Here is a 13,361-nt window from a genome sequence, read left to right on the forward strand (position 1 = left end):
TGTATTTATAGATCGTTCAAACCCAATACATCAGTCATGCTATAAAAGCCCGCTGGTTTAGTACTCAACCAAACCGCCGCTTTCACCGCACCATTAGCAAAGGTCATACGGTCGGTAGCTTTATGCGTGATTTCGACACGCTCACCGATGTCAGCAAACATTGCAGTGTGTTCGCCAACAATATCCCCAGCTCGAATGGTCGCAAATCCGATTTCGTCTTTGGTACGCTCGCCGGTGATACCTTCTCGAGCATAAACAGCAACGTCGTTAAGCTTGTTACCCATTGCGCCAGCAATAGCTTCTCCCATACCAATTGCTGTGCCTGATGGCGCATCAACTTTATGACGGTGGTGCGCTTCAACAATCTCGATATCACAGTAGTCACCCATGACTTTGGCTGCTTTCTCCAGCAGTTTAAAGACTAGGTTCACACCAACAGAGTAATTTGGAGCCATCACAACAGGAACTTGTTTTGCTGCTTCATCGATAAGCGCACGTTCCTCATCACTAAAGCCAGTTGTGCCAATTACAATGCTCTTACCGTACTGTTTACATAATTCCAGGTTAGCTAAGGTGCTTACTGGTGCAGTAAAATCGATAATGACGTCAAAGTTGTCCACTTCTTTAGCTAGATCATCAGTCAGTACGACATCAAATTTACCTTCGCCACAAAGTTCACCGATATCAACACCTACTAGTGATGACTCTGGACGCTCAGAGCCTGCCGCTACAGAAGCTGCTTGATTATGGTGCGAAGCTTTAACTAAATTGCGGCCCATGCGGCCAGCTGCCCCTGCGATTGCAATACGAACCATTGCGTTTTATCTCCTTCTCTGGACAACGAGGTCTGCACTCGTTCTCTCTTCTCGCTGAATCTTTTTAAACTAACAACATACTTTGCTAACCACAAGATGCTTGATGTGGAAACTAGGAAGAAAACTCTTGCACCACACGTTCAAGAATTGGCACATTGGCTTCTGGAAATGCATATTCAGAAAGGCTGCTTACATCAACCCATTGCCCTTCCTGACCTTCTTTGCCATAAGGTTCATTTTCAAAAGCGGTCACTGAGATAAAATCAAACTTCAACGACTTGTCTGGGTAATCGTATTCAAGGTGCTCAAACAGAGCTTGCTCTGTCACGCGAATGCCTATCTCCTCATCAAGCTCACGGATCATCGCTTGCTCGATAGTTTCTTCAGATTCAACTTTTCCACCAGGAAACTCCCAGAAGCCACCTTGATGTTTGTCATCAGGACGTTTGGTAATGAAGATCTGCGATTTATCTTGGTTAAAAATGATCGCCGCAACGATGTGAATTCTTTTCATGGAGATTAATACCTAAAACTGAAATGCCGTCATACCTTACAATGAGGATAGCGCCATTGGGAACAATAAAATTCACTTAAAAAAAGAGCCGCCTAAGCGACTCTTTCTCTATACATCATCAGACTATTAGTTGATTTGACCGTGGCACTGTTTGTACTTTTTGCCACTACCACATGGACAAGGCTCATTACGACCCACTTTGCGTTCGTCACGGACAACCGGTTGGTGAGAACCATCCGATTCTTCACCATCAGCCAGCTGATTTTCTGCTGCCGCATGCTGAGCTTGTGCGCGACGTGCCGCTTCTTCAGCTTGAGCACGACGTTGCTCTTCCATACGCTCAACTTCTTCTTGCTGTTGAACACGTACGCGAGACAACACTGTGATGACGTCTGTTTTCAGAGCCTCTAATAAACCTTCGAACAGTTCAAACGACTCACGCTTGTACTCTTGTTTCGGGTTCTTCTGCGCGTAACCACGTAGGTGAATACCTTGACGCAAGTAATCCATTGCTGCCAGATGCTCTTTCCAAAGTGTATCCAGCGTCTGTAGCATCACTGATTTCTCAAAGTTACGCAGAACTTGAGCACCAACCACTTCTTCTTTCGCTTTGTAGACATCAACTGCCAATGCAATGATCTTCTCACGAAGTGCTTCTTCGTAAAGTTTGTCATCTTCTTCAAGCCATTGCTTGACTGGCGCATCTAAGTCAAAGTCAGCTTTCAGGCGTTCTTGCAGGCCTTCAACATCCCACATGTCTTCCAGAGATTGTGGTGGAATGTACTCGTCAATAACCGCGATCATTACGTCTTGACGGTTCTGCTCAATCATATCGCTGATATCATCAACGCTCATCAACTCATCACGTAACTCGTAAACCACTTTACGCTGATCGTTCGCTACGTCATCGTACTCAAGCAGTTGCTTACGAATATCGAAGTTGCGACCTTCAACTTTACGCTGTGCTTTTTCAATTGAGCGAGAAAGCATTTTCGACTCGATGGCCTCGCCTTCTTCCATACCACTTTGGATTAGGCTTGCCATACGATCCGAGGTAAAGATACGAAGTAGTGAATCTTCCATCGATAGATAGAAGCGAGAAGAACCCGCGTCACCCTGACGACCAGAACGACCACGTAACTGGTTATCGATACGACGAGATTCGTGACGCTCTGTACCGATAATGTGCAGACCACCCGCTTCCAGAACTTGATCGTGCACGACTCTCCAGTCAGCTTTAATCGCATCGATTTGTTCTTTGGTTGGATTTTCCAAAGTTTCTACTTTTGACTGCCAGCTACCGCCCAACACGATATCGGTACCACGACCCGCCATGTTAGTCGCGATAGTAACCGCGCTAGGCATACCAGCTTCAGCAACGATCTCCGCTTCTTTCTCGTGGAATTTAGCATTCAATACATTGTGCTTAATCTTCGTTTTCTTAAGCGCATTAGACAGCAACTCAGACTTTTCGATTGAAACTGTACCTACCAGCGTTGGCTGACCTTTTGCTACTCGCTCTTTGATGTCTTCAATGATTGCTGCAAACTTTTCCGCTTCGGTACGGTACACCACATCCGGCATATCATTACGAATCATCGGCTTGTTGGTTGGAACAACCACTGTTTCCAGACCATAGATAGACTGGAACTCAAACGCTTCAGTATCTGCAGTACCTGTCATACCCGACAGTTTTTCGTACAGACGGAAGTAGTTCTGGAAAGTGATAGAAGCCAGCGTCTGGTTTTCGTTTTGAATCTTAACGCCTTCTTTCGCTTCAACAGCTTGATGCAGACCTTCAGACCAACGACGACCCGGCATAGTACGGCCAGTGTGTTCATCAACGATCACCACTTCGCCATCATCAGTAACAATGTAATCCACGTTACGTTCAAATAAAACATGGGCACGCAGTGCTGCATTCACATGATGAAGCAGGCTAATATTCGCTGGAGAATAAAGCGTATCGCCTTCTTCCATCAGACCATTCTTAACCAGCAGTTCTTCTACGTACTCTTGACCCGTTTCAGTAAGGTAAACTTGCTTAGATTTTTCGTCTACTGTGTAGTGACCATCACCGCGGTACTCTTCTGAATCTTCTTTGTCTTGCTTTTCAAGATATGGAATCAATAGGTTGATGCGTGTGTACAGTTCAGAACTGTCTTCAGCAGGACCAGAAATGATAAGAGGCGTACGAGCTTCATCAATAAGGATTGAGTCCACCTCATCGACTACCGCAAAGAAGCGTTCACGTTGTACACGGTCTTCAGTACGGAAAGCCATGTTATCGCGAAGGTAATCAAAACCGAATTCGTTGTTTGTTCCGTAAAGGATATCCGCTTGGTACGCCGCTTTTTTCTCATGAGGCGGCATGTTTGGCACGTTAACACCAACGGTCATACCTAAGAATTCAAATAGTGGGCGGTTTGTCTCTGCGTCACGCTTAGCAAGGTAATCGTTCACCGTTACTACGTGAACACCTTTGCCAGCGAGTGCATTTAGATAAGCAGGAAGAGTTGCAGTTAGAGTCTTACCTTCACCTGTACGCATTTCCGCGATTTGGCCTGCGTTCAGAACCATACCACCAATTAGCTGAACGTCGAAGTGGCGCATTCCGAATACACGCTTAGACGCTTCACGGACAGTAGCAAAGGCTTCTGGAATGAGTTGATCAAGAGTTTCGCCCTTATCTAGACGCTCACGAAATTCAACAGTTTTCGCTTTTAATTCTTCATCGCTTAGAGCTTCAAAAGTCGGCTCGTAATTATTAATTTCTTTTACAATTTTTCTAAGGCGGCGCAGTGTTCGGTCGTTGCGACTGCCAATTACTTTTGTCAGTAGCTTAGTTATCATTTTTCGTGAATCTCTCTTTCATCAGACCGTTCCCGATCTACTCGTAATGCATTCAGTCTCTGCCAGTTTGGAACTAAGGATACTGAGATAAATCATTTATCAAAGATATTGAGTTCAAACATCCATATTTCAAGGCTAAATTCGAAACAATGTGGCTTAGTGTAAGGATTTTTAATCGATACAACCATAAATAGACGTATTTGTTTGAAGCACTCTGAAGTTTTTAGTTAAAGTGGCGATCGATTAGCCAACATTCCAGCAGCAAAGCGGTGAATCTATCACTCTTACTTTTCAATAGGCTAATTCCACAACCGATTGCAAAACTAAAGTCAAAGTGGCTAATGTAAACTATACCTAGCTAGAAAGCTGCTCTAGAATAGTTCATATATCAACAAAATTAGATTTTACCTATGCGTGATCACCGCCCAACCTCAACAGAGGATGTTATCGCTGAATCTCAATTTAAGCAGATTCAAGAACATGCCGGAGAAATCTTGCAGATCAATCAAGCTTTGCAAGAGATTTTGCCTAAAGGAACGGCTGATCATTGCCGAGTGGCGAACATTCGTAACGGCCACCTGTTAATCGATGTATCCAGCGCGGCGATCAAAATGAAGATCGACTACGATCGTCTGATGATCCTCAATAAACTGCGAACCCAAGGTTTTGCAAAATTGATGAGCGTTGAGGTCAGAATTAACCCTTCCCTTTACCGCAATCGATATGATCTAGATGACAGGCCAAAGCGACCACCTTTAACCGAGTCTGCAGCAAAGTCCCTAATGATCATTGCCGACATGGCACCACCTAAAATTCAGGAGCGCCTAAAAAGACTGGCCGAGATGGCAGACAAGTCAAAGCAATAACAGATCTAGCCAGCGTAAATTTTAGATAGAAAAAAACCAGGTCAAGACCTGGTTTTTAATATTCTATAGCGGAATTACGCTAGTACCATGTTTGGTTCCGCAAATGCGACTGGCGAACCTACTTCTTCTTCGAATGTTGTCCATTCCCATGCTTCCTGATCAGCCAGAACAGCACGCAGAAGCTGGTTGTTTAGACCATGGCCTGATTTGAATGCACGGAATTCACCGATAATTGGGTGACCACACATGTAAAGATCACCAATTGCATCCAACACTTTATGAGTAACGAACTCATTATCAAAGCGCAGACCTTCTTCATTTAGAATACGGTATTCATCAAGTACGATAGCGTTATCAAAACTACCACCCAAAACTAGGTTTTGAGATTGTAGGTATTCAATATCACGCATGAAACCAAACGTACGTGCACGAGAAATTTCGCGTACGAACCCTTTAGATGAGAAATCAAACAGAAGACGTTGCTCGTCTGCCTCAATCGCAGGGTGGTTAAAGTCGATTTCAAAGTCCATACGGAAGCCGTTAAATGGCACAAATTCTGCCCATTTATCGCCATCTTCGAAACGAACTGGCTTTTTAATGCGGATAAAACGCTTCGGTGCATTTTGCATTTCGATACCAGCTTGCTGAAGCAGATATACGAATGGGCTTGCGCTACCATCCATGATTGGGATTTCAGGAGCGTCTACTTCAACAACAATGTTGTCGATACCCATACCAGCAAGTGCTGCATTCAAATGTTCAACCGTGGAAATACGCACGCCTTGATCGTTCACTAGTGCGGTACATAGCATAGTGTCACGAACAGACGCTGGGTCAGCTGGAAAATCTACAGGTGGATTTACATCTGTACGACGGTAAATGATACCTGTATTTGCAGCAGCCGGGCGCAGAGTAAGCGTGACTTTACGACCAGAGTGGAGGCCCACACCAGTTGTTTTCACTATCTCTTTCAGAGTACGTTGTCTGATCATCTGCTTGCCTCTCTAAAGTGTGCTACAAAACACGGTCGTCTGTAACGTCGACCGTGAATGCTACCATAATTTTGAACCATGTCAAATTTATGGGTTAAAGATTAATCAGCCTGACGACGCAAAAATGCCGGGATATCAAGATATCCGCTTTCTTTCTCTTGCTTTGGTGCCGCTGAACCTTGGCCCGACGCAGAAGAAGAAATCGTATTTGTTGGCTGAGGAGTTACCTGTGGCTTCTCTTGCACTTGAGTGCGCATAGTTTGTGCCGGAGTCTCTTCAGCTTGCGCTACCGCAACTTGCTGTGGCTGAGCTTGAGGAGCCGCAGCTACTTTCGCTTTGCCACCTGCAACCAACGTGATATCAGGTTTTCTTTCGTTGCCAATACCCGTAGCAACAACAGTCACGCGGATCTCGTCAGTCATATCTGGGTCTAGAGAAGTACCGATAACCACAGTTGCATTGTCCGAAGCAAATGCTTTAACTGTATTACCTACCGTCTCAAACTCATCAAGACGCATGTCCAGACCAGCAGTAATGTTAACAAGAACACCACGAGCACCAGCCAGATCGATATCTTCCAGAAGCGGGCTAGAAATTGCCATTTCTGCAGCTTCTTCAGCGCGGTCTTCACCTTTAGCGATACCGCTACCCATCATCGCGTGACCCATTTCAGACATCACTGTACGTACGTCTGCAAAGTCGACGTTGATCATACCAGGACGAGTAATAAGTTCCGCAATACCTTGAACTGCGTTTTTAAGAACGTCATTCGCACTTGCAAACGCTTCTAGCAAAGTCACGCCACGACCAAGGACTTTAAGTAGCTTTTCGTTTGGAATAGTAATCAATGAGTCAACATGTTTTGAAAGCTCATCGATACCTTGTTCTGCAAACGCTAAACGCTTTTTACCTTCAAAGCTGAATGGTTTAGTTACCACTGCCACGGTAAGAATGCCTAGCTCTTTCGCTACTTCAGCGATAACAGGTGCTGCACCAGTACCTGTACCACCGCCCATACCAGCCGCGATAAACACCATATCGGCACCAGTTAGGGAATCTTTAATTCTGTCTCTATCTTCGAGAGCTGCCTCACGGCCGACCTGTGGATTCGCACCTGCACCCAGACCTTTGGTGATATCACCACCAATCTGAATGACATTGCCAACGCTTGTCTTACGAAGTGCTTGCGCATCAGTGTTAACGCTGATGAATTCCACACCTTCGATGGATTCACGCACCATGTGTTCAACAGCGTTACCACCGCCGCCACCAACCCCAACGACCTTGATTACTGCATCGTCAGACATTTCCATCATCGGTTCAAACATGTGTTGTCTCCGTTTATCCTGCAACTCAGGTTAAAACTCTTTTTGTATCCAATTACGCAATTTACCGAAAAAGCCAGTCACAGATGAGCGTTTAGGTTCATTGTAATCGCTATCGTCACTAGACTGCATGTCTCTTGCGTAATGAAGTAATCCAACTGCCGTAGAATGGTACGGCTCTTTTACATAGTCAGTTAACCCGCTGACTTCGAGCGGTTTGCCGACCCTTACTTGGTTGCGGAATACGCGTTCCGCACATTCTATCACTCCGTCCATTTGCGCAGCGCCGCCAGTTAAAACAACACCAGCGGCAAGATGATGCTTAATGCCCTCTGTGCGCAATTTAGCCTGAACGGAATCGATAGTTTGATTAACGAGTCCCATAAGCTCAGAGTAACGTGGTTCTATCACCTCTGACAACGTTTGACGTTGCAGACTTCGTGAAGGTCGACCACCTACGCTTGGTACGTTAACCGTGTCATCCTTACTGACCAGTTCACTTAGAGCACAGCCATATTTCACTTTTATTTCTTCAGCATCGCTTACTGGCGTACCAAAAGCAAAAGCAATATCGCTTGTTACAGCATTTCCTGCGTATGAAAATACTTCAGTGTGACGTAGCGCACCACCCGTCCAGATAGAAACATCCATCGTGCCGGCGCCAATATCAACCACACATACTCCAAGCTCTCTTTCATCCTCGGTAATTACTGCGTTACTTGCAGCAAGCCCAGAAAATACAAGTTGCTCTACCTTAAGACCGCACCGTTCTACCGCCTTAATGATATTGCGAGCCATGTCGTTATGGCACGTGATAAGATGGACACTCACTTCCATTCTTACCCCAGAAAGACCAAGCGGATTCTTAATCCCTTCCTGGTAATCGATAGTGAACTCTTGTGGAATCACATGAAGGATTCGCTGTTCATCACCGATCTTTATTGATTTAGCAGTATGGATTGCTCTATCCATATCTTCTTGAGAAACTTCCTCGTCCGATATAGTGCCCATACCTTTTTCAATTCGGCTTGCGATATGCTTACCAGACAACGAAATGAATACTCGGCTGATTTGGCACTCGGCCATTAGCTCAGCTTGATCAATCGCGCGTTGTACTGATTTTACAACCGACTCCAAGTCATTCACGCCACCTTTATCCATGCCGCGAGAGGGGCTACTACCTGCACCAATAATATTAATTTGGCCATCAGGTAGAATCTCGCCCACTAGAGCTGATACGGTTGCAGTGCCTATATCAAGACCAACAATAATGTTGTCATCTGCGGCCTTAGTCATCTGTACTCTCTTCTAACTCTTCTTCAGGAAACCAACCGACTGCAGCCCCTGTATCGTACCTGAGATCGATATAACTGATTCTTTGCGTGTCACTGCCAAGCTTGTTATAGAGCGAAAAAAAGCGCTCTACACGTTCAAGAAGAGACTCTTTACCGAGCTCTAATCGAATACCGTTATCAAGGATGATTTGCCAAGCTCGTCGCTCGTTTAACACCAGAGACGATATCGCTAAACCTAATTGCTGAAATTTAGGACTCAACTCACGGTAGGTCTCTAAAACCTCAGGTCCGCTGTCTTTGGGTCCATACAGCTTAACTTTTTCTTCCTTTAACAGACCAACATCCCCATCAAAAACCCAGCCGTCTTTATCTAACAGCTCGTTGCCATTCCAAATGGCCTCAGGTTGGTGCTCTGTTAAGAAAACTTTTACTGTATCGGGCCATTGCTTCCGAATCGCTGCATGAGCAACCCAAGGCAAGGCTTCAACACTTTGCTGTAATACATCAATGTCTTGTGACATAAACGTTCCGATGTGGTCAATCCTGCTAAATGCAGCCTGAACATCATCAGCTTTGATATACTCCAGCTTTCCCTGGAGCACTATTTTGGAGAGGGGTAGTCTTTGGTCATCCCACATCCAACTGATCGCCGAGTACAAAACAGAACTAATTAAAGTCACAACTACGACGAAAAATAGCGCACCTAAGATTTTTTCTTGACGACCACGGTTATCGTCCGTGTTTTGTCGTTCTTCATTTAGTGCAATATTCAACAACGTCTTCGTTTCCTGACTCTTGCCGCGTACTTTTGCCTGCATAATCACACTGCAGCAAAAGTATTGACTTTAACCTTCGGATTATACTGAGCTCTAATAAACTATCAAACACTGTTAACAAGAAATCACAACGTTCTTGACGCAAAATCGAGATCTATGTCTTTATCTGAAAGTTTGCGGTGCGTTCCAATTTATTTCAGCATCTTATTAATATTCAACTCAAGAGCTGCGAGTTGTTTAGCAACTTTACCAACATCTCCCGCGCCTTGCGTTAAAATTAGGTCTCCGTCTTGTATAACGTTAGCCAAAACTGACGGTAATTGCTCGATTTCTGGGACAAAAATTGGATCTATCTTGCCTCTACTGCGAATTGTACGACATAAAGAGCGCCCATCGGCCCCCGAAATTGGCTTTTCACCCGCTGCATAAACATCCAACATGATCAACACGTCGACCTGCTCAAGTACGTTTGCAAAATCATCATATAAATCACGAGTTCGGCTGTAGCGATGCGGTTGGAAAATCATCACCAAACGCTTATCCTGCCAACCATTGCGCGCCGCATTAATCGTCACTCCAACTTCAGTTGGGTGGTGTCCGTAATCATCCACCAGCATTACATGACCATTGCCAGTATCAAATTCACCAAGATGATCAAAACGGCGTCCGGTACCTTGTGTTCCGGCCATTGCTTTCAGAATCGCTTCATCTTCAATATCATCTTCTGTCGCAACAGCAATTGCGGCTGAAGCATTGAGTGCATTGTGGCGACCCGGAATGTTCAGTGTGATATCCAGATCTGCACGGCCTTTACGCACAACGGTAAATTTGCCGCGCTGGCCTTCTTGGCGGTAATTCTCAATACGTATATCGGCATCTGCTGAGAATCCATAAGTAATAACTTGGCGGCTAATACGTGGAATCAGTTCTCTAATCACAGGATCATCAATACAAACAATAGCTTGACCATAAAACGGCAGGTTGTGAAGAAAATCAATGAAGGTCTGCTTCAACGTTTCGAAATCACCGCCATAAGTATCCATATGGTCTGCTTCAATATTAGTGACAATACTCACCATCGGTTGAAGATGCAGGAATGACGCATCACTCTCGTCGGCTTCAGCGATCAAGATTCGGCTGGAGCCCAAACGTGCGTTAGTACCAACACTTTTCACTAATCCACCGTTAACAAACGTTGGATCAAGACCTGCTTCTGAATAAATTTGAGTAACCAACGCCGTGGTTGTCGTTTTACCATGCGTACCGGCAACAGCAATACCATGACGGAAACGCATCAGCTCTGCTAGCATTTCAGCTCGACGAACGATTGGGATACGCAACTCACGAGCCGCTTTAACTTCCGGGTTATCTTCGTTAATTGCCGTAGAAACAACGACCACACTCGCTGTCTCTACATTACTCGCTTGGTGACCGATATAGATGCTTGCCCCTTTAGAAGCTAAACGTTCTGTAACGAGGTTATTCCCCAAGTCTGAGCCCGTAATTTGATAACCTTCGTTTAAGAGCACTTCAGCAATACCGCTCATCCCCGCACCACCAATGCCAATGAAATGGATTGATTTAACGCGACGCATCTCTGGCACCATTGCGCGAATCTGGGCTAGGTCTTGTGTATGTTGGATAGTCATCTGTATCTATTCTCGATAATTCGTTAACGCTTTTCTGTCAAAGCGACGATGGCTTGAGCGACTATTTTGTCAGCGTCCAATTTAGCAGCACCACGTGCCTGCTGAGCCATCTCTAATAAAGTTTTGCGATCTAATTGTTGGATTTGCTGAGTGAGAGAGTCAACCGTCAGATCAGGCTGCTCAATCATTTTCGCCGCTCCGCATTCTACTAAGTGATCCGCATTCAGTGCCTGCTGACGATCTTTGTGCATAAACGGTACGAAAATAGCGCCTACGCCAGCGGCAGAAACTTCTGACACTGTCAAAGCTCCCGAGCGACACACCAGCAGGTCAGCCCACGCGTACGCATCTGCCACATCGTCAATAAATTCGGTCACTTCAGCACTTGTCACTTTGTGTTCCTGATAAGCCGCTTGCACCTCTTGAGCTGAGCCCTTACCCGCTTGGTGACGGATAGAGTATTCTTCACCCAGATTGGCCATTACCGCCGGCAGGGTTTGATTAAGAATACGAGCGCCTTGGCTTCCACCCATGACCAGAATGCGAACAGGACCTTGGCGGCCTTGCATACGCTGGGATGGTTCTTCAAGTTGAGTGACGTCTTCCCGCACAGGGTTACCAACCACTTCAGCTTTCGGGAAGGCACCAGGAAACGCTTGAAATACCTTTTTGGCAATTTTAGATAGCCACTGGTTCGTCAAACCTGCAACGGCATTTTGTTCATGAAGTACAACCGGAATACCGCTTAGCCAAGCTGCAATACCACCGGGACCACTTACATAGCCGCCCATGCCCAGAACCGCATCTGGCTGCCAGCGCTTCATATGTGCACGAGCTTGCATGATGGCATTGATGATTTGAAACGGCGCAGCAATAAGACGCTTAATGCCCTGTCCTCTCAAACCTTTTACTTTGATGAAGTCGATTTCAATACCGTGCTTTGGTACTAAATCCGCTTCCATTCGATCCGCAGTGCCTAACCAGCGGATCTCCCAACCTTGCTCTTGCAACTGTTTAGCAACGGCCAAACCTGGGAATACGTGACCGCCAGTTCCACCAGCCATCACCATCAAACGTTTAGTTTTCTTCATTAGTTTGTTGTTCTGATTGTTGTTGCTCGCGTTTCAAGCGGCATTCGTGATCAATGCGCAGCAATATGGATACTGCAACGGACATAATAATCAGACTGGAACCACCATAACTGATTAGCGGAAGCGTCAAACCTTTTGTTGGGACAATACCGGCAGCGGCACCAACATTAACCAATGTCTGAAACGCAAACCAAATACCAATACCAAATGCCAGATAGCCGCCAAATATTTCGTCTTGTTCAAAAGCTCGTTTTCCGATGTAGACCGCTTTCAGTACCAGGCTAAAAATCAGCATCAGCACTAATACGACACCAACGAAACCAAGCTCTTCAGCCAATACCGCAAATACAAAGTCGGTGTGCGCCTCTGGCAGGTATTCGAGTTTCTGAATGGAGTTACCCAGCCCTTGGCCAAACCATTCACCACGACCAAACGCCATCAACGATTGAGTCAGCTGATAGCCACTGCCGAACGGGTCTTCCCAAGGATCGAGAAATGACGTTACTCGTCGCATACGGTAAGGCTCGACCAAAATCAAACCCACCACAGCACCAATTCCGGCAACCATCAGTGCAAGAAACTGGGTCAGCTTAGCGCCGGCGATGAATAACATGCCGAACAAGGTTACCAGCATTACAACGACGGTACCTAAGTCAGGCTGTCCAAGCAACAAGACAGCGAAAAACGCAAACACCATGATTGGCTTCATAAAGCCGCCAAAGAAGGTTTGACGAACTTCGTCCTGCTTACGGACTAAGTAACCGGACATAAAGATGAACAGCGAGAGTTTTGCCACCTCTGCAGGCTGCAGGTTAAATAGCCCCAGAGGTATCCAGCGCGATGCACCATTTACAGATTTACCTGCAAGCAACACGATGATCAATAAAGCAAAAGAGACCCAAAGCAAGTAGTGGCTCCGTTTGAACCACTCTTCTAAAGGCACTTGGAGTATCACTGCCGATGCCCCAAGCGCCAACACCAGAAAGGTGGCGTGACGGAACATGAAATGGAAAGGCTGATCGGTCAATCGTGAACTGATTGGAAAAGAAGCCGACGTTACCATGATCAAACCCGTCAACATCAAACCCAACGCAATCCATACCAACTGGCGATCAAACAACGCCTGTGGAGCGGGCTGTCTAAGCCAGTTACTGATATTGTGTTTAACGTTACCTAAACCCACGA

General features: G+C 45.7%; 11 protein-coding genes. 1 reads left to right on the forward strand and 10 read right to left on the reverse strand.

Features of this window, described 5'->3' with window-relative positions; all coding sequences use genetic code 11:
• Positions 1–5: 5 nt before the first annotated feature.
• The 3 genes from dapB to secA form a co-directional block, all read right to left on the reverse strand.
• A complete protein-coding gene (gene dapB / locus WJM94_RS12860; protein ID WP_444494615.1) occupies positions 6–815 on the reverse strand; it encodes a 4-hydroxy-tetrahydrodipicolinate reductase in 810 nt (269 codons plus the stop codon).
• A 112-nt stretch (positions 816–927) separates the two neighbouring features.
• On the reverse strand, positions 928–1,329 hold the full coding sequence (gene mutT, locus WJM94_RS12865; RefSeq protein WP_444494616.1) for an 8-oxo-dGTP diphosphatase MutT: 402 nt from the start codon (positions 1,327–1,329) through the stop codon (positions 928–930).
• A 126-nt stretch (positions 1,330–1,455) separates the two neighbouring features.
• Complete coding sequence (gene secA / locus WJM94_RS12870; RefSeq protein WP_444494617.1) at positions 1,456–4,182, reverse strand: preprotein translocase subunit SecA; 2,727 nt, start codon at positions 4,180–4,182, stop codon at positions 1,456–1,458.
• Between the two features lie 410 nt (positions 4,183–4,592).
• Here secA and WJM94_RS12875 point away from each other — a divergent pair, with 410 nt between their 5' ends.
• On the forward strand, positions 4,593–5,048 hold the full coding sequence (locus tag WJM94_RS12875) for a DUF721 domain-containing protein (RefSeq protein ID WP_444494618.1): 456 nt from the start codon (positions 4,593–4,595) through the stop codon (positions 5,046–5,048).
• A gap of 74 nt (positions 5,049–5,122) precedes the next feature.
• On the opposite strand, the gene lpxC is transcribed toward WJM94_RS12875, so the two are convergent.
• The 7 genes from lpxC to ftsW all read right to left on the reverse strand — a co-directional run bounded on the left by lpxC (position 5,123) and on the right by ftsW (position 13,359).
• Positions 5,123–6,040 carry a UDP-3-O-acyl-N-acetylglucosamine deacetylase gene (gene lpxC, locus WJM94_RS12880; RefSeq protein ID WP_444494619.1) on the reverse strand — a complete coding sequence of 306 codons (918 nt, stop codon included), beginning with the start codon at positions 6,038–6,040 and terminating at the stop codon, positions 5,123–5,125.
• Between the two features lie 101 nt (positions 6,041–6,141).
• Positions 6,142–7,368 (reverse strand): cell division protein FtsZ, encoded by a 1,227-nt coding sequence (gene ftsZ / locus WJM94_RS12885; RefSeq protein WP_444494620.1) that lies wholly within the window; start codon positions 7,366–7,368, stop codon positions 6,142–6,144.
• Positions 7,369–7,398: 30 nt separating this feature from the next.
• Entirely contained in the window at positions 7,399–8,661 is a 1,263-nt protein-coding gene (ftsA, locus tag WJM94_RS12890) for a cell division protein FtsA (protein ID WP_444494621.1), read from the reverse strand.
• Positions 8,654–9,436, reverse strand: a complete 783-nt coding sequence (locus tag WJM94_RS12895; RefSeq protein WP_444494820.1) for a cell division protein FtsQ/DivIB — start codon at positions 9,434–9,436, stop codon at positions 8,654–8,656. The genes ftsA and WJM94_RS12895 overlap by 8 nt, the downstream gene beginning before the upstream one ends.
• A gap of 191 nt (positions 9,437–9,627) precedes the next feature.
• Positions 9,628–11,085: a UDP-N-acetylmuramate--L-alanine ligase gene (gene murC, locus WJM94_RS12900; RefSeq protein ID WP_444494622.1), complete on the reverse strand. Its 1,458-nt coding sequence runs from the start codon at positions 11,083–11,085 to the stop codon at positions 9,628–9,630.
• 23 nt (positions 11,086–11,108) lie between these two features.
• Positions 11,109–12,176 (reverse strand): undecaprenyldiphospho-muramoylpentapeptide beta-N-acetylglucosaminyltransferase, encoded by a 1,068-nt coding sequence (gene murG, locus WJM94_RS12905; RefSeq protein WP_444494623.1) that lies wholly within the window; start codon positions 12,174–12,176, stop codon positions 11,109–11,111.
• Positions 12,163–13,359 carry a cell division protein FtsW gene (gene ftsW / locus WJM94_RS12910; protein WP_444494624.1) on the reverse strand — a complete coding sequence of 399 codons (1,197 nt, stop codon included), beginning with the start codon at positions 13,357–13,359 and terminating at the stop codon, positions 12,163–12,165. Before ftsW ends, murG begins: the two co-directional genes overlap by 14 nt.
• Positions 13,360–13,361: the final 2 nt, after the last annotated feature.

Source organism: Vibrio sp. YIC-376, from assembly GCF_052353105.1.
Classification (GTDB): Bacteria; Pseudomonadota; Gammaproteobacteria; order Enterobacterales; family Vibrionaceae; genus Vibrio.

Bases quoted from the DNA above. Each gene is read 5' to 3' on its own strand.
- dapB (WP_444494615.1), bottom strand. From the start codon at position 815: ATGGTTCGTATTGCAATCGCAGGGGCAGCTGGCCGCATGGGCCGCAAT.
- mutT (WP_444494616.1), bottom strand. From the start codon at position 1,329: ATGAAAAGAATTCACATCGTTGCGGCGATCATTTTTAACCAAGATAAA.
- WJM94_RS12875 (WP_444494618.1), top strand. From the start codon at position 4,593: ATGCGTGATCACCGCCCAACCTCAACAGAGGATGTTATCGCTGAATCT.
- ftsZ (WP_444494620.1), bottom strand. From the start codon at position 7,368: ATGTTTGAACCGATGATGGAAATGTCTGACGATGCAGTAATCAAGGTC.
- ftsA (WP_444494621.1), bottom strand. From the start codon at position 8,661: ATGACTAAGGCCGCAGATGACAACATTATTGTTGGTCTTGATATAGGC.
- secA (WP_444494617.1), bottom strand. From the start codon at position 4,182: ATGATAACTAAGCTACTGACAAAAGTAATTGGCAGTCGCAACGACCGA.
- lpxC (WP_444494619.1), bottom strand. From the start codon at position 6,040: ATGATCAGACAACGTACTCTGAAAGAGATAGTGAAAACAACTGGTGTG.
- murG (WP_444494623.1), bottom strand. From the start codon at position 12,176: ATGAAGAAAACTAAACGTTTGATGGTGATGGCTGGTGGAACTGGCGGT.
- murC (WP_444494622.1), bottom strand. From the start codon at position 11,085: ATGACTATCCAACATACACAAGACCTAGCCCAGATTCGCGCAATGGTG.